Annotated in this window: 22 protein-coding genes; 12 read left to right on the forward strand and 10 right to left on the reverse strand. The window is 76.2% G+C overall.

Going from position 1 to position 20969, the window contains the following annotated elements:
* Nucleotides 1–56 precede the first annotated feature (56 nt).
* The gene (locus BLW63_RS05745; RefSeq protein WP_091152452.1) at nt 57–350 is read left to right on the forward strand and encodes a WXG100 family type VII secretion target; all 294 of its coding nucleotides are present in this window, start codon (nt 57–59) and stop codon (nt 348–350) included.
* 22 nt (nt 351–372) lie between these two features.
* Here the strand turns inward: BLW63_RS05745 and BLW63_RS05750 are convergent, their stop codons facing one another.
* Both BLW63_RS05750 and BLW63_RS05755 read right to left on the reverse strand, forming a co-directional pair.
* The gene (locus tag BLW63_RS05750) at nt 373–1317 is read right to left on the reverse strand and encodes an MFS transporter permease (protein WP_091152454.1); all 945 of its coding nucleotides are present in this window, start codon (nt 1315–1317) and stop codon (nt 373–375) included.
* The gene (locus BLW63_RS05755; RefSeq protein ID WP_244522387.1) at nt 1314–1817 is read right to left on the reverse strand and encodes a hypothetical protein; all 504 of its coding nucleotides are present in this window, start codon (nt 1815–1817) and stop codon (nt 1314–1316) included. The genes BLW63_RS05750 and BLW63_RS05755 overlap by 4 nt, the downstream gene beginning before the upstream one ends.
* A gap of 136 nt (nt 1818–1953) precedes the next feature.
* On the opposite strand from BLW63_RS05755, the gene BLW63_RS05760 reads away from it, so the two are divergent.
* The gene (locus BLW63_RS05760) at nt 1954–2463 is read left to right on the forward strand and encodes a MaoC family dehydratase (protein ID WP_091152457.1); all 510 of its coding nucleotides are present in this window, start codon (nt 1954–1956) and stop codon (nt 2461–2463) included.
* Between the two features lie 24 nt (nt 2464–2487).
* Here the strand turns inward: BLW63_RS05760 and BLW63_RS05765 are convergent, their stop codons facing one another.
* Nucleotides 2488–2913 (reverse strand): NUDIX domain-containing protein, encoded by a 426-nt coding sequence (locus tag BLW63_RS05765; RefSeq protein WP_244522388.1) that lies wholly within the window; start codon nt 2911–2913, stop codon nt 2488–2490.
* A gap of 76 nt (nt 2914–2989) precedes the next feature.
* Between BLW63_RS05765 and BLW63_RS05770 the strand changes: the two genes are divergently transcribed.
* From BLW63_RS05770 to BLW63_RS05785, 5 genes are all read left to right on the forward strand, one after another.
* Nucleotides 2990–3613, forward strand: a complete 624-nt coding sequence (locus BLW63_RS05770; protein ID WP_091152462.1) for a DUF6758 family protein — start codon at nt 2990–2992, stop codon at nt 3611–3613.
* A 137-nt stretch (nt 3614–3750) separates the two neighbouring features.
* Nucleotides 3751–3903 carry a hypothetical protein gene (locus BLW63_RS26700; RefSeq protein ID WP_170856666.1) on the forward strand — a complete coding sequence of 51 codons (153 nt, stop codon included), beginning with the start codon at nt 3751–3753 and terminating at the stop codon, nt 3901–3903.
* A 6-nt stretch (nt 3904–3909) separates the two neighbouring features.
* Nucleotides 3910–4629 (forward strand): PH domain-containing protein, encoded by a 720-nt coding sequence (locus tag BLW63_RS05775; RefSeq protein WP_091152464.1) that lies wholly within the window; start codon nt 3910–3912, stop codon nt 4627–4629.
* Entirely contained in the window at nt 4629–5504 is an 876-nt protein-coding gene (locus BLW63_RS05780; protein WP_091152466.1) for a PHP domain-containing protein, read from the forward strand. Before BLW63_RS05775 ends, BLW63_RS05780 begins: the two co-directional genes overlap by 1 nt.
* Before the next feature lie 10 nt (nt 5505–5514).
* Nucleotides 5515–6378, forward strand: a complete 864-nt coding sequence (locus BLW63_RS05785; protein WP_091153139.1) for a RecB family exonuclease — start codon at nt 5515–5517, stop codon at nt 6376–6378.
* A 118-nt stretch (nt 6379–6496) separates the two neighbouring features.
* On the opposite strand, the gene BLW63_RS05790 is transcribed toward BLW63_RS05785, so the two are convergent.
* The 4 genes from BLW63_RS05790 to BLW63_RS05805 form a co-directional block, all read right to left on the reverse strand.
* Nucleotides 6497–7366: an oxygenase MpaB family protein gene (locus tag BLW63_RS05790; protein ID WP_091152468.1), complete on the reverse strand. Its 870-nt coding sequence runs from the start codon at nt 7364–7366 to the stop codon at nt 6497–6499.
* Nucleotides 7363–8310: an alpha/beta fold hydrolase gene (locus tag BLW63_RS05795; RefSeq protein ID WP_170856667.1), complete on the reverse strand. Its 948-nt coding sequence runs from the start codon at nt 8308–8310 to the stop codon at nt 7363–7365. Before BLW63_RS05795 ends, BLW63_RS05790 begins: the two co-directional genes overlap by 4 nt.
* 46 nt (nt 8311–8356) lie before the next feature.
* Nucleotides 8357–9484, reverse strand: a complete 1128-nt coding sequence (locus BLW63_RS05800) for an outer membrane protein assembly factor BamB family protein (protein WP_091152471.1) — start codon at nt 9482–9484, stop codon at nt 8357–8359.
* Between the two features lie 139 nt (nt 9485–9623).
* Nucleotides 9624–11378 (reverse strand): DEAD/DEAH box helicase, encoded by a 1755-nt coding sequence (locus BLW63_RS05805; RefSeq protein ID WP_244522389.1) that lies wholly within the window; start codon nt 11376–11378, stop codon nt 9624–9626.
* A gap of 199 nt (nt 11379–11577) precedes the next feature.
* Between BLW63_RS05805 and BLW63_RS05810 the strand changes: the two genes are divergently transcribed.
* Nucleotides 11578–12228: a ferritin-like fold-containing protein gene (locus tag BLW63_RS05810; RefSeq protein WP_091152473.1), complete on the forward strand. Its 651-nt coding sequence runs from the start codon at nt 11578–11580 to the stop codon at nt 12226–12228.
* A 232-nt stretch (nt 12229–12460) separates the two neighbouring features.
* Here BLW63_RS05810 and BLW63_RS05815 read toward each other — a convergent pair whose 3' ends face one another.
* From BLW63_RS05815 to BLW63_RS05825, 3 genes are all read right to left on the reverse strand, one after another.
* Entirely contained in the window at nt 12461–14404 is a 1944-nt protein-coding gene (locus tag BLW63_RS05815; protein ID WP_091152475.1) for a methyl-accepting chemotaxis protein, read from the reverse strand.
* Between the two features lie 385 nt (nt 14405–14789).
* Nucleotides 14790–15026, reverse strand: coding sequence for a DUF3107 domain-containing protein (locus BLW63_RS05820; RefSeq protein ID WP_091152477.1), 237 nt, complete (start codon nt 15024–15026; stop codon nt 14790–14792).
* A 186-nt stretch (nt 15027–15212) separates the two neighbouring features.
* Nucleotides 15213–15863, reverse strand: coding sequence for a TetR/AcrR family transcriptional regulator (locus BLW63_RS05825; protein WP_091152479.1), 651 nt, complete (start codon nt 15861–15863; stop codon nt 15213–15215).
* 69 nt (nt 15864–15932) lie between these two features.
* Here BLW63_RS05825 and BLW63_RS05830 point away from each other — a divergent pair, with 69 nt between their 5' ends.
* The 4 genes from BLW63_RS05830 to BLW63_RS05845 all read left to right on the forward strand — a co-directional run bounded on the left by BLW63_RS05830 (nt 15933) and on the right by BLW63_RS05845 (nt 20887).
* Nucleotides 15933–16988, forward strand: a complete 1056-nt coding sequence (locus BLW63_RS05830; RefSeq protein ID WP_091152480.1) for an alpha/beta fold hydrolase — start codon at nt 15933–15935, stop codon at nt 16986–16988.
* A 172-nt stretch (nt 16989–17160) separates the two neighbouring features.
* The gene (locus BLW63_RS05835) at nt 17161–18225 is read left to right on the forward strand and encodes a DUF3152 domain-containing protein (protein WP_244522390.1); all 1065 of its coding nucleotides are present in this window, start codon (nt 17161–17163) and stop codon (nt 18223–18225) included.
* Nucleotides 18226–18335: 110 nt separating this feature from the next.
* On the forward strand, nt 18336–19247 hold the full coding sequence (locus BLW63_RS05840; protein WP_091152485.1) for an ABC transporter ATP-binding protein: 912 nt from the start codon (nt 18336–18338) through the stop codon (nt 19245–19247).
* Nucleotides 19244–20887, forward strand: coding sequence for a hypothetical protein (locus tag BLW63_RS05845; protein ID WP_091152487.1), 1644 nt, complete (start codon nt 19244–19246; stop codon nt 20885–20887). The genes BLW63_RS05840 and BLW63_RS05845 overlap by 4 nt, the downstream gene beginning before the upstream one ends.
* The last annotated feature ends 82 nt before the right edge of the window (nt 20888–20969 follow it).

Below are 20969 nucleotides of genomic sequence, written 5' to 3' on the forward strand. Positions count from 1 at the left end.
TCCGGACGCCTACCGTCCGCCTCCACCGGGAGGGACCCGGACCACGAGGAGGACACGTGAAGGTCGAGATCGCCACCCTGCAGTCACTGGCCGGGCAGTGCCGCGCCGAGGCCGCGGAGACCACCGCCCGGCACGCCACCCTGTCGAGCACCGTGGACGCCTCGGTGCTCGAGGGGTGGACCGACAGCCAGGCCGCCGCCCGGTTCACCGAGCTCTACGAGCAGTGGCGGCTCAGCGCCCAGGGGGTCAGCGACGCGCTCACCGGCATGGGCGGTCTGCTCACCAGCGTGGCGGCGTCCTACCAGCAGCACGAGGCGGACATGGCGGCCCGCATCGGTGCGCTGATCTGAAGGCACGCGCCCGGGTGTCGGCTCATCCCGGAGGCGCGGCCCCGGCCGGGAGCACCTCGGCCGGGCGCCCGCCCACGGTCCCGGCGCGCAGCCGGCGGGCGGCTCCGGGCAGCCGCTCCCACGGCAGGATCGACAGGATCGCGACGCAGTGCGGCAGGAAGATGATCGCCACGCTGGCGTAGACGGCCACGTGGAAGCCGAGGAGGAAGAGCACCAGTGCCACCCGGGCGCGGGCCGACCAGACGAGCAGCATGAGCGGTGCGGCGAACTCGAGCGCCAGCATCGCCCACTGGGCGCCCACGAGGAGGCCGGGCGTCTCGAGGGTCCAGTCCGACAGCATGGTGCCGCGCCGCACGATCGCCCGGGTCAGGGTGGAGCCCGTCGCCCAGTCCCAGCCGCCGAAGCGCATCTTCGCCCAGGCGGCCAGGAAGTAGGTGAGCATGACGGTGACGAAGACCGCGGCCATGGCCCAGCCGGCCGCCTCGGAGGAGCGCTTGTCCCGCCACCGCACCCGGCCGATGGTGGGCAGCACCGCCAGCGCGACGAGGTAGGCGATCCGGTCGTGGTCCACCTTCCCGTAGCTCATCGCGACGACCATCCACTCGAAGTAGAGGAGGAACACCGCGGTGCCGAGCAGCCGGGGCGCTCGCCCGATGGCCGCCACCAGGGCTGTCCCGACGAGCGCCCACTGCACGGCGAGCACGACCGCCGGGGTGGGCGTGGGGAGTGGCAGCAGCCGGCCGACCGTCAGCGGCGCGTACCACTCGGTCGGGACGTGGGCGTGCGCCCGGACCCAGGCCGTGGTCAGGAAGACGTCGACCGGCACGAACAGGTAGGCGATGGTGCGGAACACCGCGATGCGCGCCAGCGGGACGGGCCGGAACCACCAGCCCGACCACCCCCGGCGGCCGGGGGACGACGGCGCAGCGGCGGTCGCGCCGGCTCCGGAGGACGGGGCGGCGCTCACGGGCTGCCCTCCTGGGCGGTCGCGGACACGGGGTGGTCGACGAGCACGCTCTCGGTGACCGCGCCGGTGCGCCGGCCGTCGTCGAGCGCGTGCCGGCGCTGCACCACCCGCACTACCACCAGCGGCTCGGCGTCCGGGTGGCGGTCGGCGTAGGAGCCGGCCAGCAGGCCCAGCAGTTCCGGCTCCTCGACCAGGCGGGCCAGCTGCCCCTCGAACTCGGCCCGGCGCAGGCCCACCTCGCCGCCGGACAACCGCACCTCGTCGCCGTCGGCGGTCACGCCCACCACGCTGGTGGAGACCACGGGACGGTCGGGGTCCGCGCGGGTGGAGTACATCCGGAACGGGCCGAACGGGAACTCCGAGTCGTTGCCCCACAGCGTGCCGCCCAGCAGCAGTGCCAGGACCACGGCGGTCGCGGCGAGCCGGACCCGGCGGCCGGTGGGGGAGAGCGTCAGGACACCGGGCTCCCCGGTGTCCGGAACGGGAGGAGCCGGTACCACGGGCGCATCGTAGGATCGGCGGCCGTCCAGATGGTTCACCGACGCGTGGTGGGCACCTGGCCCGCCGGGCGTGGTGGGCCCGTGCGCTCCGCCGTCCGGTGCCTCGACGTCGGCGTCGACACCGCGGAGGCAGCACGTGCAGTTCGGTCGGTACTACGAGGAGTTCGAGGTCGGTGCGGTGTACAAGCACTGGCCGGGCAAGACCGTGACCGAGTACGACGACCACCTGTTCTGCCTCATCACGATGAACCACCACCCGTTGCACCTGGACAGCCACTACGCGGCCGAGAGCACCGACTTCGGCAGGAACGTCGTCGTCGGCAACTACGTCTACTCGCTGCTGCTCGGCATGAGCGTCCCGGACGTGTCGGGCAAGGCCATCGCCAACCTGGAGATCGAGTCGCTGCGGCACGTGGCGCCGACCTTCCACGGCGACACCGTCTACGGCGAGACCACGGTCCTGGACAAGGCCGAGTCGCGGTCGAGGGACGACCGCGGCGTCGTCCACGTCGAGACGATCGGCTACAAGCAGGACGGCACCGTCGTGTGCGTCTTCCGGCGCAAGGTCATGGTGCCCAAGCGCTCCTACGGCGAGGCTCGCGGCGGCGAGCAGCCCGGTCGGCCCGAGCCGACGCCGCGCGGCTGACCGGCGGGCGCGCGGCCGGGCCGCTCAGCCCGGGAGCACGCCCCAGCCGCGCAGCGTCTCCAGCAGCCGCGGCGTGCAGGTCAGCCGCTCGAGGTCGGCGGCGTCGGCGAAGGTGACGTCGTCCGCGTCGTCGCCGGCGACCGGGACGGCCGCGGGGTCCAGCAGCGTGCAGGCCAGGTCCACGACGTCGTAGACGGCGCCAGGGCCGGGGATCCGCACCCGGCCCACCTCGGCACCGGCACGCACCGCCAGGCCGGTCTCCTCGAGGACCTCGCGCTCGACCGCCGCGGACACCGACTCCCCGGCCTCGACGCGGCCGCCGGGCACCGACCACAGCCCGCGCGAGGGCTCGTGGCCCCGGCGGATCAGCAGCAGCCGGCCGCGGGCGTCCAGCACCACGGCGCCGACGCAGGCGACCACCGGCAGGGCGGGATCGGCGGCGGGCGGCACGCCCCGAACGGTACGCACGCACCTCGCAGCGGCCCGCGCTTGACGAACCCGTCAGGTCCCAGGACGGTGATGCCCGATGTCTGCCACGACGGTCTGTCCCCGCTGCGGCCAACGCGTGGTCGTCCGGCCCGGGAACTCCGCGCAGGCCTGGTGCCACGTGCACGGCGCGGTGACGCCGCTGCACCACACGCTGCTGGTGGCGCACGACGCCATCGGGGCGGTGACCGCCGACGCCCGGGTGCCCGCGTGGGTGCCCGACCCCATGCCGTCGGGCTGGACGGTCACCGGCCTGGCCTGGGGCGGGGAGCCCGGCGCGCGGGCGATCGTCGTCGACTGCGCCGGCCCGGCCCCGCTCGGCGGCTCGGCCGAGCTCGTGCTGGTCGCCGAGGAGCCGGGCACCGGCGTCGGCTGCGGCTACGCCGGGCTGCCCGGTCTCGACCCCGGCGACGTCATCTCCGGCCCCTCGTCGGCCGACGTCGAGGCCGCCGGGCAGCGCGCGCCGCTGTGGGCGGTGCCCACCTCCGACGACCGGGCCGCCTTCGTGGGGGAGGCCTACGGCGTCTGGTTGTGGCTGGTCATGTGGCCGATGTCGGCCGCGTGGCTGCTGGCCGAGCGGCTGCAGCTGCTCGACCTGCGCGAGCGCCTCTACCCCGACCTGCCCCTGGGCCCGCCCAGCGAGCACCTGCTCCCGGGACCGTGACGGACCGGACCGGACCGGACCGCATCCCCGGCGGCGTGTCCCCGGGTGGGGGCCCTGCGGCGTGTGTTACCCATGGGGTTCGCCGTGCGGGCGAGCTCCGTCCGCGCGCCCACCCGACAGCCACCGCGGAGGTGACGGTGAAGAAGGTCCTCACCTGGCTGGCACTCGCCTTCGTCGTCTTCTACGTCATCTCGGCGCCCGAGAGCTCGGCCGACTTCGTCCGCACCGCCGGCCACGCGCTGGGTGACGCGGCGTCCTCGCTGGCCGCGTTCTTCGACTCCCTCGCCTAGGCCGGCGTGGGCGGCCCGGCGGCGCCTGCTCCCGACGGCCGCCGGCCGCGGTGGAGCAAGGACGCCGAGAAGTACCTGCTCCCGCACGAGCAGCCGCCCGTCATCGCCACCCGCCGGCACTGGGCGGTGCTCGTCGTCCCGGTGGCCAAGTCGCTGCCGGCGCTGGTCGTCGGCAGCTGGCTGCTCATGCTCGACCCCGACAACGGGGTGACGGCCAGCGTCGGCCTCCTCGTGCTCGTAGGGGCGCTGGGCTACCTCGCCCTGCGGGTCGGTGAGTGGTGGATGCGGCACTTCATCGTCACCAACCGCCGCGTGCTCCTGACCAGCGGGATCATCGTCCGCACCGTGGCGCTGCTGCCGCTGCGCCGGATCACCGACCTGACGTACAAGGAGACGCTGCTCGGCCAACTGCTCGGCTACGGCACGTTCCGCTTCGAGTCCGCCGGGCAGCAGCAGGCGCTCTCGGAGATCACCTACCTGCCGCGGGCCGACGTCCTCTACCGCGACGTGAGCGACCTGCTGTTCGGCGGCAACGGCGCCGGGGGCGGGGACGACGAGGGCGAGGCCGAACCGTCGCCGCAGCAGCCCCGCCGGTCGGCGGACCGCCCCCGACCGGACGCCGCGGGCGACGGACGACGGGACACCCAGCCGATCCCGCCGCTGCCGCCGCGGCGTGCGCGCTCCCCGCGGGTGGCCGGCCGGCGGGTGCGGCAGTCTGGGCGCTGATGCGGATCGACCTGCACACCCACTCGTCGGTGTCCGACGGCACCGACAGCCCCGCCGAGCTGGTCGCCGCGGCCCGGGCCGCGGGCCTGGACGTCGTGGCGCTCACCGACCACGACACCACGGCGGGCTGGGCCGAGGCGGCGGCGGCCCGGCCGGACGGGCTGACCGTCGTCCCGGGGATGGAGCTGTCCTGCCGCTGGTTCCCGGCGCAGGCGCCGCCGATCAGCGTGCACCTGCTGGCCTACCTCTTCGACCCCGAGCACCCGGCCCTGGCCGCCGAGCGGGCGCGGCTGCGCGAGGAGCGGCTCGGCCGCGGCGAGCGGATCGTCGCGGCGCTCGCCGACGCCGGCCACCCGGTGGTCTGGGACGAGATCGTCGAGCGCGCCGGCGGCGGGGTGGTGGGCCGGCCGCACGTGGCCCGTGCCCTGGTGGAGGCCGGCGTCGTCGACTCGGTCGACCACGCCTTCGCCACGCTGCTGCACCACCGCAGCCCCTTCTACGTCGCCAAGGCCGACACCGACGTGCTCGCCGGCATCGCGCTGGTGCGCGCGGCCGGCGGGGTGCCGGTGTTCGCCCACGGCCTGGCCACCCGGCGCGGCCGGGTGGTCGGCGACGAGGCGATCGCGACGATGGCCGAGGCCGGGCTGGTCGGCCTGGAGGTCGACCACCCCGACCACGACACGGACGAGCGCGCCCACATGCGGGGACTGGCCGGGGAGCTCGGGCTGCTGGTCACCGGCTCGAGCGACTACCACGGCAGCAACAAGACGACGCCGATCGCCGCCTGCACCACCGCGCGGGACCAGTACGAGGCGCTGCTGGCCGCCGGCACCGGCGCCACGCCGTTCCCCGGGCCGGTCGGTCCGGGCGGTTAGCGTGGCCGGCATGGCAGGCGAGCAGCTGGAGATGCCCGGGATGCCGCGGCGGCTGTTCCCGGCCACGCCCAGCAAGCTCGCCACGTTCAGCGACTGCCCGCGCCGCTACCGGTACGCCTATGTCGACCGACCCACCCCGGCCAAGGGCCCGGCCTGGGCGCACAACAGCGTGGGCGCGGCGGTGCACGCCGCGCTGCGCTCGTGGTGGGAGCTGCCGCTGCCCAAGCGCACCCCGGCCGCTGCGCGCCAGCTGCTGTACGGCGTCTGGTCGGCCGCCGGCTTCCGCGACGCCGCGCAGTCCGAGCGGTGGCGTGCCCGGGCCGCGGGCTGGCTCACCGACTACGTGACCGGCCTCGACCCGACCGACGAGCCGGTCGGCACCGAGCGGCACGTAGCCGCGACCACTGAGCGGCTGGCGCTGTCGGGCCGGGTGGACCGGATCGACCAGCGGGGCGACGAGCTGGTCGTCGTGGACTACAAGACCGGCCGCTCGGTCTCCACCGACGACGAGGCCCGCGGCTCGGCCGCGCTGGCCGCCTACGTGCTCGGCGTCCGCCGCACGCTGCGCCGGCCGTGCAGCCGGGTCGAGCTGCACCACCTGCCCTCGGGCACGGTGGCCGCCTTCGAGCACACCGACCGGTCGCTGGCCAACCACGTCCGGCGGGCCGAGGACGTCGCCGCCGACATCGCCGCCGCGACCGCGGCCGTCGACGCGGGGGAGGACCCGGACGTCGCGTTCCCCCCGGCGCCCGGCCGGCAGTGCGGCTGGTGCGACTTCCGGCCCAGCTGCGCGGTCGGCCAGGCGGCCACCCCACCGCGGGAGACGTGGAGCTTCCTCGCGGAGGAGGAGGTCGTGCGGACGCCTCCGGCCTGACCCCGCGTTCGCCCCCGCTGCAGGGTCCCGCCGCGGCCCCGTCCCGGGTCCCGCCCGGAGCGTGCGAGGGGTGGGGAGGACGGGGTCCCTCCACGGTGGGGGGTAGCGGGGTCCTCTCTCAGGCCGTGAGCGGCTCGGCCGACGCGACGCGCTCGCGGGCCGCCCGGACGATCGGCGACTCCCGCACCTGCGCCGGCACCGCAAGCGCCGCCCGGCGGAACGCCCGGACGCCGGCGGTCGCGGCGGTGTCGGTCAGGCCGTAGCCCGGCAGCCCGTACAGCCGGCGCGCCCACTGCGGCAGCGTCGCGGCGCCCAGGGCGGCCAGCGTGCTCCACGCGGGCCGCGCGGGGGTCAGCAGCTGCACCCACCCGGGCATCGGGGGCAGCAGGACGAACCGGGAGGCGTCCCGCGCCGCCGGGGTGACCGTCAGCTGGGGGCGGGTCCGCTCGAGGTAGCCGCCGAGCTCGGCCGCGCTCGCCGGGACGTCGCCGGCCACGCAGCCGATCAGCTCCGCGGCGGTCACCTGCTCGGCCACGTAGCGGTCGGCGTCCTCGTCGGTCAGCGGAACCCCCGCCCGGCGGGCGACCGACAGCAGCGAGTCGACCTCGCAGCAGTGCACCCACAGCAGCAGGTCGGGGTCGTCGACGGCGTAGCGGCGGCCGGTGGTCTCCTCGACCGCGGTGTTGCCGCGGTGCATGCCCCGGACCCGGCGCACCGACCGCAGCGCGTCCCGGCGGGTGCCGAAGGTCAGCGTGGCCACGTACTCCGCGGTGCGGGTCAGCCGCGCCCACGGGTCGGTCGAGAAGGCGGTGGAGAAGCGGGCGACGCCGTCCATCGCGACCGGGTGCAGCGCCTGCAGCAGCAGTGCCCGGATGCCGCCGACGGAGAAGGCCGGGTCGGCGTGGACCCGCCAGCTGACGCTGTCGGGGCCGAAGAAGCCGAGCAGGTCCTCCTCGGCGGTGAAGTCGCGGATCGACGGCCGGTTCACCGCAGCGCCCCCGCGTCCTCGGCGGAGCGACCGGCGGTGGCGACGGCGGCCCAGAAGTCCAGCAGGACCGCCAGCGTGCGGGGCGGGTTCTCGATGGCGGGAGAGTGGATCGCGCCGGGGATGACCTCGTGCCGGGCGCCGAGCCGGCGCGCCATGTCCTCCTGCGCCGCCGGCGTCCAGGCGTCGTCGGCGGCCCCGTGGGCCACCAGCACGGGGACGCCGGTGGCCACGAGCTCGGCGACCCGGTCGGGCTCGCGGGTCATCGCGTCGGCCATGCCGCGCAGGCCGGCCGCGCTGTTGGCGAGGAACCGCTTGGACAGGAAGGCGCGGGTGGGCTCGGGCACCTGCTGCGCCGTCGGGTCGGTCATGGCCAGCTGCTCGAGCGTCTCGTGCACCAGCGGCACGCCGCCGGCGTCAAGCAGGGGGGTGAGGTGCTCGAGCAGCTCGACCCGGTCGCCGACCAACCGGGACGGGCCGGAGCCGAGCAGGGTGAGGCTGGTGAAGGCCGCCGGGTCGGCCAGGACGGCGGCCCGGCCGACCAGCCCGCCGAAGGAGTGCCCGACCAGGTGCGGCGCGCCGGCCCCCTCGGCGCGCAGCTGCCGCGCGACGGCCACCAGGTCCCCGCCCAGCTCCTCGACCGAGTAGCGCGCCGGGTCGTCCGGGCCGGGGGACTCGAACTGGCCCCGCTGGTCGAGCGCGACGACCCGGTACCCGGCAGTGCACAGCGGGCGCAGCAGGGGCGCGAAGTCCTCCTTGCTGCCGGTGAAGCCCGCGACCAGCAGGACGGTGCCGCGCTCGCCGTCGCCCCCGGTGTCCAGGGCCGTCAGGGGGCCGGCGCCGCCGTCGAACGTGCGGTGCCGCGCGTCGTGGTCGGCGAGCTGGCGGAGGTCGTCGGGCGCGATGGGGAGAGGGGCGCCGTCGTCGGGGCCGCCGGGCATCACCATGCCCACCAGTGAACATCGCCCGGCGCGACCCTGCCGTGCCGGTGGGTCAGGTGTAGGCGAGGACGCGGTCGGGCAGCTGGTGGACGACGACCGGGCCGGTCACGGTCAGCAGCCCGCCGGCCCGCAGACCGGGGGTGCCGGCGCGCTGCAGCTCCTCGCCGGTCGCGAGGTCGCGGAGGACGACGGCGTCGCCCTCGGGCACCGGCACCGACGTCCCCGCGGCGAGCAGCGCCCGGTCGACGGGGCCGGCGGGCAGGCCGGTGGCCGGGGTACGCCAGGACACCGCGCCGGTCCCCTGGTCGGCGACCGTCAGCGTGCCGTCGGCCCACACCAGCGCGGCGGTGCCGACGGAGGTGACGAGCACCTCGCCGGCGGCGTCGGCGACGGGTTCGTCCAGCGGCGCCCCGTCGGGACCGGCGAGCAGCCGCACGCCGTCGTCCCCGGCGACGGCCACGGCCTGCTCGACGCCGCTCAGCGTCGTCCCCCCGGCCACGTCGCGGGTCCACAGCGGGGTGCCGTCGTAGCCGTCGAGCAGCCGCACCCGCGTCGACCCGGCGCAGTCCTCGAGCACGGCGACCCCGGCCCCGCCGACGTCGCCGTCGGCGACGGTGCAGCCCTCCTCGGGGTCGGCCCGCCAGCGGATGCTGTCGCCGACGGGGTCGAGGGTCAGCACGCCGGTCGGGCTGGTGGCCAGCACGATGCCCTCGGTGCTGGTGAGCACCGCGTCGGGGCGCAGGTCGAGGTTGCGGGTCCAGAGCCGGACGCCGGTGTCGACCGAGAGCGCGACCGCCTCGTCGCACCGGTCCTCGGTGCCGGAGACCGCGACGACGCGGCCGCCGACGAGGGTCCAGTCGCACAACCGGGCGTTGGCGCGGGTGTAGCGCCAGGCCTCGGTGCCGGTGCCGACGTCCAGCGCGCGGACCCCGTGCTCGTCGGCGACGACGACCCGGCCGCCGTCCACGGTCGCCCGGGCCGCGCCGCCGGACGCCGTCGTGGGTGCGGTCCAGACGGCGGAGACGGCACCGGCCGGCGTCCCGTCGGGGACGTCGGCCGGTGCGGCGGTGGTGCTGTCGGTGGCCGCCGCGTCCGAGCCCCGCCAGAGCAGGGCGGCGACGACGACCAGCGCGAGGACGGCCGCCGTCCACACCCATACCCGCAGCGGCGGACGCTTCATCGGCCGGCTGGCCTCGCGCGAGAGGGGAGGGCGGCCCCCTCGCAGGGTCCCGCCGCGGGCGTGGTGACGTGCTGGAACGGCCCGCCTTCAGGGGCCCGCCCCGAGCGGAGCGAGGGGTGGGGGGAAGGCGGGTCCTCCATCAGGCGGCGGGCTCGGCCGAGCCGCGGCCGGCCCCGCCGCGGCGACGCCGGCGGCGCTTGCGGGCGGCCTCACCGGAGGCGGCGGCCTCGCCGGACGAGGCCTCGGCCGGCGCGTCCATCGCGGCGGCGGCACCGGCCGCGGCCGCACCGCCACCCCGCGTGCGTCGGCGCGGGCGGCTCTTGCGGGCGCCCGCCGGCTCGGCGTCGTCCCGGGCGGGACCCTGGCCGCCGCCGGAGCGGGTGCGCTTGCCGGTCTCGCCGAGGTCCTCGAGGGTCTCGGCGTCCAGACCCTCGCGGGTGCGCTGCGAGCGGGGCAGCCGGCCGCTGGCGCCCTCGGGCACGTCCAGGTCGCTGTAGACCCACGGCGAGGTCGAGTAGGTCTCCGGCGGGTCGGTGAACTCCAGGTCCAGCGCCTTGTTGATCAGCTGCCACCGGGGGATGTCGTCCCAGTCGACGAGCGTGACCGCGACGCCGGTGCTGCCGGCGCGGCCGGTCCGGCCGATCCGGTGCACGTAGGTCTTCTCGTCCTCGGGGCACTGGTAGTTCACGACGTGGCTGACGCCGGTGACGTCGATGCCGCGGGCGGCGACGTCGGTGGCGACCAGGACGTCGACCTTGCCGCTGCGGAAGGCGCGCAGCGCCTGCTCGCGGGCGCCCTGGCCGAGGTCGCCGTGCACGGCGGCCGCGGCGAACCCGCGCTCCACCAGCTCGTCGGCGACCTTCTGCGCGGTGCGCTTGGTGCGGCAGAAGACCATCACCAGGCTGCGGTCGCGGGACTGGAGCACGCGGGAGAGCAGCTCGGGCTTGTCCAGGTTGTGCGCCCGGTACACGAACTGCGTGGTCTGCGGGACCGTCGAGCCCTCGTCGTTGCCGTGCGCCCGGATGTGCGTCGGCTGGGTCATGAACGACCGCGACAGCGTCACGATCGGGCCGGGCATCGTCGCGGAGAACAGCATCGTCTGCCGCTTCTCCGGGACCATCGCGAGGATCCGCTCGATGTCGGGCAGGAAGCCCAGGTCGAGCATCTCGTCGGCCTCGTCGAGGACCAGCACCCGGACCTTGCCCAGGATCAGGTGGCCCTGCTGCGCCAGGTCCAGCAGCCGGCCCGGGGTGCCGACGACGACCTCGACACCGCTCTGCAGCGCGGCGACCTGCGGCTCGAAGGCCCGGCCGCCGTAGATGGCCTGCACGCGGATGCCGCGCCTGGCGCCGGCGGTGCCCAGGTCGCGGGCGACCTGCACGCACAGCTCACGAGTGGGGACGACGACCAGCGCCTGCGGGACGCCGTCGCCGCCCTCCGCGGCCGGGACGACGCGCTGCAGCAGCGGGACGCCGAAGCCGAGGGTCTTGCCGGTGCCGGTGCGCGCCTGGCCGATGAGGTCGTTGCCGGCCAGCGCGAGGGGGAGGGTGAGCTCCTGGATGGCGAAGGTCCGGGTGATGCCGACCTCGGCCAGGGCCGCGATGACGTCGGGGTGGACGTCGAAGTCGCTGAACAGCGGCGCGGTCTCCTCGACGGGGGCGCCGCCGAGGGCCTCGACGGTCTGCTCGACCTGCTCGGGAGCCGGCGCGCCGGTCTCGGCGTGGTCGATGTCGGGCGTGGTGGGGGTGTTCTCGGTGGAGGTCAGTGCTCTCGCCTCTGGTCTGCTGGGGGACCGGCTCCCGGGCGCGCTCGCGCCGCTGTCGCACCGGTCCCGGTCGGGTGTCGCGGGATCAGTTCCAGCGCCGACGCGGCCAGCAGAAACCGGGCCGCACATGGTGTCGGCCCGGGAGGGAGCCCCTCGGGGCGTCGTCTCCAGCGGTCGTCAGCGCACAGATACACCAGCGAACCGAAGGGCTCGCCGATTCCCAGTCTAGCGTGCGCGGCGGTTAGCCTCCCTCCGCCGCGCTGTCCGGACCCCCGAGCCACCCGTCCGGGGCAGTCGCCCACCGTCCCACCGACCCCGGGAGCTGCCAGTGGACACCGTCGACGAGCGGGCCGTCGTCGACCTGCTGGGCGTGCTGTCCTACGCCGAGCTGACCGCCTTCGACCGGCTGGCCGAGGACGCCCGCCTGGCACCCACCCTGGACGGCCGGGCGGCGCTGGCGCAGATGGCGGCCGCGGAGATCGGCCACCACTGCCGGCTCACCGCCCGCCTCACCGAGCTCGGCGCCGACCCGACCGCGGCGATGACCCCGTTCGTCCCCGCGCTCGACGCCTTCCACGACAGCACCCGGCCGCGCACCTGGCTGGAGGGGTTGGTGAAGGCCTACGTCGGGGACGGCCTGGCCTCGGACTTCTACCGGGAGATCGCCGGCTTCCTGCCCGACCCGGACCGGGCACTCATCCTGGAGGTGCTCGCCGACACCGGGCACGCCGACTTCGCCGTCCGCGAGGTGCGGGCGGCGCTCGCGACCGACCGCACGCTCTCCGGGCGGCTGGCGCTGTGGGGACGACGGCTGGTCGGCGAGGCCATGCGGCAGTCGCAGGCGATCATCGCCGAGCGCGACCAGCTGGCCGAGCTGATCCTCGAGGGCACCGGCGACGTGTCGGGGATCGGGCGGCTGGTCGAGCGCATCACCACCGCGCACACCGAGCGGATGAGGACCCTCGGCCTGAACCCCTAGGAGAAGGACCCCGGTGCCCCCCACGCCTCGCGGAAGGACCCCCTGCCCCCCGCCACTCGCGAGCTCGCGGCGGGACCCTGCAGGGGGCCGGTGGGCCCCTGCACCGGGGCCGTTCCAGCACCTCCAGGCCCCCCACGCCTCGTGGAAGGACCCCCTGCCCCCCGCCACTCGCGAGCTCGCGGCGGGACCCTGCAGGGGGCCTGCGGGCCCGTGCACCGGGGCCGTTCCGGCTCTACACGCGGAACTGGGAGACCAGGCGGGACAGCTCCGCGGTGATCTCCGCCAGTCCCTCCGCCGCCGAGCGGGCCTGTGACGCCTCGTGCTCGGTCTCGCTGCTGACCGTCGAGACGGTCACCACGGCCGAGGCGATCGACCCGGTGCCCTGCGCCGCCTCGGTGACCCCGCGCGACATCTCGCTGGTCGTCGCCGTCTGCTCCTCGACCGCGCTGGCGATGGTGGTCTGGTAGTCGCTGATCTGGGACACCACCGCGTCGATGCGGGCGATGGCGGCCACGGCGCTGGTGGTGTCGCTCTGGATGGCCTCGATCCGGCGGGCGATGTCCTCGGTGGCCTTCGCGGTCTCCTGGGCCAGGTCCTTCACCTCGGTGGCCACCACAGCGAAGCCCTTGCCGGCCTCCCCGGCGCGGGCCGCCTCGATCGTGGCGTTGAGCGCCAGCAGGTTGGTCTGCTCGGCGATCCCGGTGATGACCCGCAGCACGTCCTCGATGGCCTTCGACGAGTCGCCGAGCTTCGCCACGGTCTGCTTCGTCGCCTGGGCGACACTGACCGCCTCCCCGGCGATCCGCGCCGCCTCGGACGCGTTCGTGGCGATCTCGCGGATGCTCGCGCCCATCTCCTCCGCGCCGGCGGCGACCGTCTGCACGTTGCGCGAGACCTGCTCGGCGACGGCGGACACCTCCTGCGTGCGCGCGCTGGTCTGCTCCACCGACTCGGCCAGCCGGCCGGACACACCGGACATCCCCGAGGAGAGCTCCACCAGCGACCCCGACGCCCGGCCGATGCCGATGACGGTGTCGGCGACCTTGACGACGAACCGGTTGAACGCCGCGCCCAGCCGGCCGATCTCGTCCTTCCGCGACTCGTCGACCCGCGCGGTCAGGTCGCCGTCGCCGTCGGCGATCTCCTCCATGCGGGCGCGCAGGGCGTCGAGGGGGCGCACGACGCGGCGGGCGACAGCCAGCACCGCCAGGCCGGCGACCAGCATGGTCACGAGCGCGCCCGCCAGGATGGTGGTCCGGAGGTCGGCGGCGTCGGCGAGGATCGCGTCCTCGGGGATCTCGACCACCAGGGCCCACTGCTGACCGTCGGCCACGGGGAAGGGCGTCGCCACGACCACGCGCCCGTCGACGGTGCGCTGCACCGTCGAGTCCGCGCTGATGGCCTCGGTGGCCGCCGCGCCGGCCCCGCCCTGCGGCGCCTCGCCGACCACGTCGCCGTCGCGGTTGCTGGCGACCACCGTGCCGGCGGTGGAGACCAGCGCCGCCCGGCCGACCTCGTACGGCCGGACGCCGGCGATCTGCTCCTGCACGGTGGACAGCGACACGTCGACGCCCGCCACGCCCACGACCGCGCCGCCGAGCTGGACCGGCGAGGTCAGCGAGGTCATCAGGACCTCCTCGCCGGCCACCTCGTACACATAGGGCTCGGTGGTCACGTCGACGCCGCGGTCCCGGGCGAGCAGGTAGAAGTCGCCGGTGCCCGGCTCGGTGTACCCGACGATGGGGGTCACCGCCATGCTGTCGCCGTCGCGGTACCAGTAGGAGAGGTAGCGGCCGCTGGCGTCGCTGGGCGCCAGACCGGCGTGGACGGCGTCGGCGCGGTCGAAGGCGTTCGGCTCGAACACCGACCACGTGCCGAGCAGCGTCGGGTCGTCCTCGAGCAGCCGTCGTTCCATGGCGTCGGCCAGTGCGCGATCGGCCTTCCCGGTGGCCACCATCGCCGACAGGCTGCCGGCGAGGACCTGCGCCGTCCCGAGCTGGCGGGTGAGGCCGACCTGCACCTCCTCGGCCTGCGCGGTGGCCAGGTTCTGCGCGTAGCGCAGCCCGTCCTCGCGGGCCTGCGCCGTCGTCAGCATGGTCACCACGGTGGCCAGCCCGGCCAGGACGACGGCCAGGACGGCCAGGGTGCTCACGACGAGGCGGGTCTTGACGCTCACAGGGCACTCCGGGCGCGAGGACGGCGAGGGGCTGACACCGTCTCCATCGGCCGCTGCGATGTGGTGTTGACCTCAGGGCGAGGACGACTTCGGACGGACCGTCCGGTCGCGCACACCCCACGTCGGGCGGCCACGTGCCGTCCTCCCGACCGGGCGCACACGCGTCAGGCGCCCCCTCCCGACTGCTGAGAGGGTGCCTGACGTGTGTGCGGCGACGGGCCGGGCGCCCCGACACGACGACGGGGCGCCTCCGCGGTCGCGGAAACGGCCCCCTGAAGGACCCCGGTGCCCCCCACGCCTCGTGGAAAGACCCCCCGCCACTCGCGAGCTCGCGGCGGGACCCTGCAGGGGGCCGGCGGGCCCCTGCACCGGGGCCGTCCAGTTCCTAGGCGCCGGCGATGAAGCCCACGCGCCGCTGGTCGGCCTGCGCGATCTCCACGTAGGCGATGCGGTCGACAGGCACGAGCACCCGGCGACCACGCTCGTCGACCAGGGTCAGCAGGCCGTCCTTGGTCGCGCCGGACATGGCCTTGGCCACCTCCGAAGCGATCTCGTCGGGGGAGTTGGGGCTGTCGATGACCAGCTCCCGGGGGGAGTGTTGGACACCGATCTTGACTTCCACGTGGGATGCCTCCTCGAGTTGCGCGGCTGTTCCCCACGCTAGTGCAGCGCCCGAGCGGCCGACCTGCGGTGGAGGTGCGCCGTCAGCGAACGTGACCCCGCCGCCGGCCCCGCCCAGGGCACCGCCCCGAGCGGGCCAGGGGTGGGGAGGACGGGGTCCTCCACGGTGGGGCGGCGGGGTCCTCCTTCAGCGGGGCGTGCCCTCGCCGGACTCGACCCGCGGGAAGCCGGAGATGCCGCGCCAGGCCAGCGCGGTCAGCAGGGCCACCGCCTCGTCGCGGGAGACGGTGCCCTTGCGGGGCAGCCACCACCGGGCGCTGGTCTCCGACAGCCCGGTCAGGCCCGAGGCCAGCAGCAGCGCCCGCTCGCGGTCCAGGCCGGTGTCGGCGGCGATGACCTCGCCGATCGCCTCAACGCAGGCCCGGTGACCGCGGTCGGCGAGCCCCCGGACGTCGTCGTCGTTGTTCAGGTCGGACTCGAACACCAGGCGGAACGCGGCGCCGTCGGCGTTGATGAAGTCGAAGTACGCACCGACCGCCCCGTTCACGCGGGTGCGGTTGTCGTCGGTGCCCTCCATCGCCTCGCGCACCCGGTCGGTGAGCGCGGTGACCTGCTGCTCGAGCAGCGCCAGGTACAGCTCCCGCTTGCCCGGGAAGTGCTGGTAGAGCACCGGCTTGCTGACCCCGGCCCGGTCGGCGATCTCGTCCATCGCCGCGGCGTGGAAGCCCTGGGCGACGAACACCTCCTGCGCGGCCTGCAGCAGCTGGGCCCGGCGGGCGCCCCGCGGCAGGCGAGACGAACGGCGGACGGGCGCGGGAGCTGGGCGGGGTGCGTGCATGGCGGAGGGATGTTACCGGCCGGTCACCCGATCCCGTGCCACCTCCCGCGCTGACCTACCGTCGGTCGGGTGCCCGACGGTCCCGCAACCCCCACTGGCGCGGAGCGCCGTCCGGCCCGGCTGTCGACGGCCGCGCTGACCAGCAGCGGCACCCTCCCGCCGCCGTGGCTCGGGGAGCAGGTCGCCGTCCGCGGGGGAGCGGTCTTCGTCCGCCGGACGCCGTGGACCGGCCCGGTGGACGGCGTCGCGGCCGGCGCGCCACGGGAGCGGGCGCTCTACGTACACGGGCTGGGTGGCGCCTCGACCAACTGGACCGACCTCGCCGCGCTGCTCGCCGTCCGCTTCGACGGCTGGGCGCTGGACCTCCCCGGCTTCGGCCGCTCGCGGCCACCGGCGCGCACCTCGTACTCGGTGCGCGGGCACGTGGCGGCGGTCGTCGACGTCCTGGAGCGGATCGTCGCCGAGCCGGGCGAGGGCGCCGGCCGGCCGGTGCACCTGCTGGGCAACTCGCTCGGCGGCCTCGTCTCGCTGTTCGTCGCCGCGAGCCGCCCCGACCTGGTCGCCACCCTGACGCTGGTGTCGCCGGCGATGCCGGTCTACCGGGTGCCCCGCGCCTTCAGTCGCACGCTGCTGCTCCTGCTGCTGCCCGGGATCCCCGCCCTGGCCGAGCGCCGGCTCTCCGGCGTGACGCCCGAGCAGCAGGTCCGCGGCATGGTGCAGATGTGCTTCGGGGACCCGCGCCGAGTGCCGAGGGCGCGGTTGGAGCAGGCGCTGGCGGAGATGCGCGAGCGCGCCGAGCAGCCGTGGGCCACGCAGGCGCTGACCCGCAGCATGCGTGGCCTGATCTCCTCATACCTCCGGGTGGGCCCGCGCAACGCCTGGCGGCTGGCCCGGTCGCTGCGGCTCCCGACCCTGGTGGTCTGGGGCGACCGCGACCGGCTGGTCGATCCCGCGCTCGCGTCGCGGCTGGCCGCGGCCGTCCCCGGCGCGCGGCTGCAGGTCCTCGAGGGCGTCGGGCACGTCGCCATGCTCGAGGCTGCCGAGCCGGTGGCCCGGGCGGTGCTGGCGCTGGCCGAGGACGCCGCCGGCCCGGTCACGGCGGACGACGAGGCGCGGGCCTCGTAGGCCCCACCGGCCCACACGCCGTCGCCGCGCGGTCTCCACCGGGACCGCCGGGCCGTGAGAGTCTGGCGAGGTGAGTCCCGCGGACGCCTCCCCCGGCCGCGGGCCGAACGGGCGCACGCGACCGGCGCCGGACGCCGGCCCGCCCGGTCGCCCGGCACGCGCCGAGGAGCCCGTGCGCGGACTGCCGCGCGTGCCGCCGCCCGCGGCCCGCCGCACCCAGCCGCACGAGTCCCCCCGGTTCGCCGACACCAACCCGGTCGCGATCCGGGAGGGGGTCGCCGGCCGCACCGAGCGTCCCCGGGTCCGTCGTCCCACCCCGACCGGGGCACCGGCCGGGCGGGCGCCGGAGCAGCTCCGCGCCGGCGGGACCCGCGTCGTCGTCCCCGGTGGTCCGCGGTCGGCACCCCCCGGCGGCGGAGGCGGCCGGTTCCGTCGGTTCGTGACCCGCTGGGGGTGGCGGGCCTACGCGATCCCGCTGCTCGCGCTCGCGACCGTGGTCACGATCGTCGACCTGCTGGTCATCGGCACGGGCACCGGCACGACGGCGCCGGCCGCCGCCCCCCCGGAGCGGTCCGCCGCGGCCGTGGCGCCCTCCACCCCCGCGACCGCGCCGGACCCGTCGGCGACCCCCACGGCCCCGGTCGAGGTCGACGCCGCACCGGCCGAGGCGCCGGAGACCGCCGCGGGCGCCCCCGGCTTCGTCCAGCAGGGCGCGGGCACCGTGACCGTCGTCCCCGGCACCTCGCCGGTCTCCGGCACCGGGCCGCTGCAGCGCTTCGTCGTCGAGGTCGAGGACGGCATCGAGGTCGACGGGGCGGCGTTCGCCGCTGCGGTCGAGGGGACGCTGGGCGACCCGCGCTCGTGGGGCAACGGCGGGCGGATGTCGTTCCAGCGGGTCGGCGAGGCCGAGGCCGCAGCCGGCGACTACGCGTTCAAGGTGACCCTGATCAGCCCCGGCAACATGGAGCGGTACTGCCCCGGCGTGGGCACCGGCGGCTACACCTCCTGCCGGTACGGCGACCGCGCCGTGATCAACCTGGCCCGCTGGGCGACCGCCGTCCCGGACTACGAGGGCGACATCCCCACCTACCGGCACTACGTGGTCAACCACGAGGTCGGGCACGCGCTCGGCAACGGCCACGAGGAGTGTCCCGGCCCCGGCCGGCCCGCTCCGGTGATGCAGCAGCAGACGCTCGGGCTCGAGGGCTGCGCCAAGAACGCCTGGCCGTATCCCTAGGGCGTGTCCGAGGTCCCTGTCCCCGGCGGCCCAGCGGTCCTACTCTGTGCACCGGTGCGCCGGGAAGTCTGGTCGGCAGTCGTGTCCTCGACGTCGATCGGAGCGCCGACATGGCGAGCCCCACCGCCGCCCCCGCCCTGCGCGCGGAGCACCTGACCAAGCACTTCGGCCGCACGCACGCCGTCGAGGACCTCACCCTCGAGGTGGCCGCCGGCGAGGTGTTCGGGTTCCTCGGTCCGAACGGCGCGGGGAAGTCCACGACCATCCGCGTGCTGCTCGGGCTGCTGCGCCCCACCGCCGGTACGGCGTGGGTGTTCGACGCGCCGGCCGCCGACGTCGAGCGCGCGCACCGGTACCTGGCGCACGTGCCCGCGGACGTCGCCCTGTGGCCGTCGTTCACCGGCCAGGAGTGCCTCGACCTGCTCGCCGGCGTGGGCCCCGGGACCGACCTGGTCTACCGCGCCGAGCTGGTCGAGCGGTTCGGCCTCGACCCGGGCAAGCGGGCCCGGGCGTACTCCACCGGCAACCGGCAGAAGGTCGCGCTGGTCGCCGCCTTCGCCACCCGGGCGCCGCTGCTCGTGCTCGACGAGCCCACGAGCGGCCTGGACCCGCTGATGGAGCGCGAGTTCCGGCGCTGCATCGCCGAGGCCACCGGACGCGGCCAGACGGTCTTCCTCAGCTCGCACCAGCTCGCCGAGGTCGAGGCCGTGTGCACCCGCGTCGGGATCCTCCGGGCCGGTCGCCTCGTCGAGGTCGCCGGGCTCGCGGAGCTGCGCCGGCTGCGCCGCTCGGAGGTCGCGGTGGAGCTCGCCCGGCCGCAGCCGGCGCTCGACGCCCTGGCCGGCCTGCCGGGCGTGGCCGACGTCCGCTGGACGTCGCCGCTGGAGCTGACCCTCGCCCTCACCGGCCCGCCCGGCCCGGTGCTGCGCGCCCTCGGGGACGCCGACGTGGTGCGGCTCGACGTGCGCGAGCCGAGCCTCGAGGAGATCTTCCTCGACTACTACGGGCAGGCGGCGGCGTGACCACGCGGACGCCGCCGCGAGCCACGGCGGTCGCGACGCGGCCGGGGGAGCCGCCTCGTGCGGGCGCCGCCGTCACCCGGGCCCTGGTCCGGCAGCTGCGCCGGGGGACGGCGGTCGTCGCGGGGGTCTGCGCCGTCCTGCCCGCGTTCGTGGCCGCCGAGTACGAGCGCACCTTCAGCGGCGCCGTCGGCGTCGACTCGCTGACCGCGCTGGCGGAGAACCCGGCGATCCGCACGCTGTTCGGCCCGCCCGTGGCGCTCGACGACCCGGGCGGGTTCACCGTCTGGCGGACCGGCACGGTGCTCGCCGTCCTCGTGGGGGTCTGGGCGGCGCTGGCCGGAACCCGCGTCACCCGCGGCGAGGAGGAGGCCGGGCGGGCCGAGCTGCTGCTCGCCGGGCGGGTGCGGCTCACCTTGCTGGTGCGGCGGGCGCTGGCGGTGCTCCTGGGCGCCGGCGCGGTCGTGGGCGCCGCGGTGGCCGTCGGCATGCTGGTGGTCGGCACCGCGCCGACCGGTGCGGTCCTCTTCGGGGCGGTCACGGGCGGGACGGCGGCGGCCGGCGGCGCGCTGGGCGTCCTGGCGGGGCAGCTGCTGACCGAGCGGCGCGCCGCCTCGGGACTCGCCGTCGGGCTCCTCCTCGCCGGCCTGCTCGCCCGCATGGTGGGCGACGGCGTCCCGGCGCTGGCGTGGCTGCACTGGGCCGGCCCCTTCGGGCTGGGGACGCGCGTGGCGCCCTACGCCGACGACCGGTGGACGCCGCTGCTCGTGCTGGCCGGCCAGGTCGCCGTCCTGGCCGCCGTCGCGCTGGTGCTGGCCGGGTCGCGGGACGTCGGCACCGGGCACTGGCGCGGCCGGGACCGCGGCCGGGCGCCCAGCCGGCTGCTGCGGTCCCTGCCCGGCCTGGCCGTGCACCGCACCCGGCGACCCACCCTGACCTGGTCGCTGGGCGTGGCCGCCTACTTCCTGCTCATCGGGCTGCTGGCCACGGCGATGCTGGACTTCCTGCGGGACAACCCGGTCTTCGCGCAGCTCGCGGCCGCCGCAGGGTTCGCCCGGCTGGCCTCCGTGCAGGGCTACGCCGCCTCGCTGTTCTCGCTGCTCGCCGTGCCCGTGGGCGCCTACGCCGCCGGCCGGGTGGCGGCGGTCGCGGCGGACGAGACGGCGTCGCGGCTGACGCTGCTCTACTCCCGTCCCGTCGGGCGGGTGCGCTGGTTGGCCTGGGAGACCGCGGTCGTCGCGGTGGGGGCCGTCGTGGTCGCCGCGGCGGCGGGGGTCGCCACGTGGGCGGGGGCGACCTGGGTCGACGCCGGTCTCGGGCCCGGGGAGGCGCTGCGGGGCGCGCTCTCCGTCGTCCCGGTGGCGCTGCTCTGCCTCGGTGCGGCGCTGTTCGCCCTCGGGTGGCTGCCCTCGGCGGTGCTGGCGGTCGGCGTGCTGCCCGCCGCCGGCGGGTACCTGCTGCTCGTCCTCGCCGACAGCTTCCGCTGGCCGTCGTGGGTGCGCGAGCTCTCGCCGTTCGCCCACCTCGCGGCCGTCCCGGCCGAGCCGGTGGACGTCGGCGGCGCCGTGGGGTTGCTCCTCGTGGCCGTCGTCCTGGGCGCGGCCGGGATCGCCGGCTACGCGCGCCGGGACCTCCGGAGCTAGGGGAATGGCGCGGCCGGCCACGCTGTTGTGCGCACGAACGCCGGCCTGCGCTGGGCCGCTGTCGAGTATGAGGAGCGCACTC

Source organism: Geodermatophilus africanus, assembly GCF_900107105.1.
In the GTDB taxonomy this organism is placed as follows: Bacteria; Actinomycetota; Actinomycetes; order Mycobacteriales; family Geodermatophilaceae; genus Geodermatophilus; species Geodermatophilus africanus.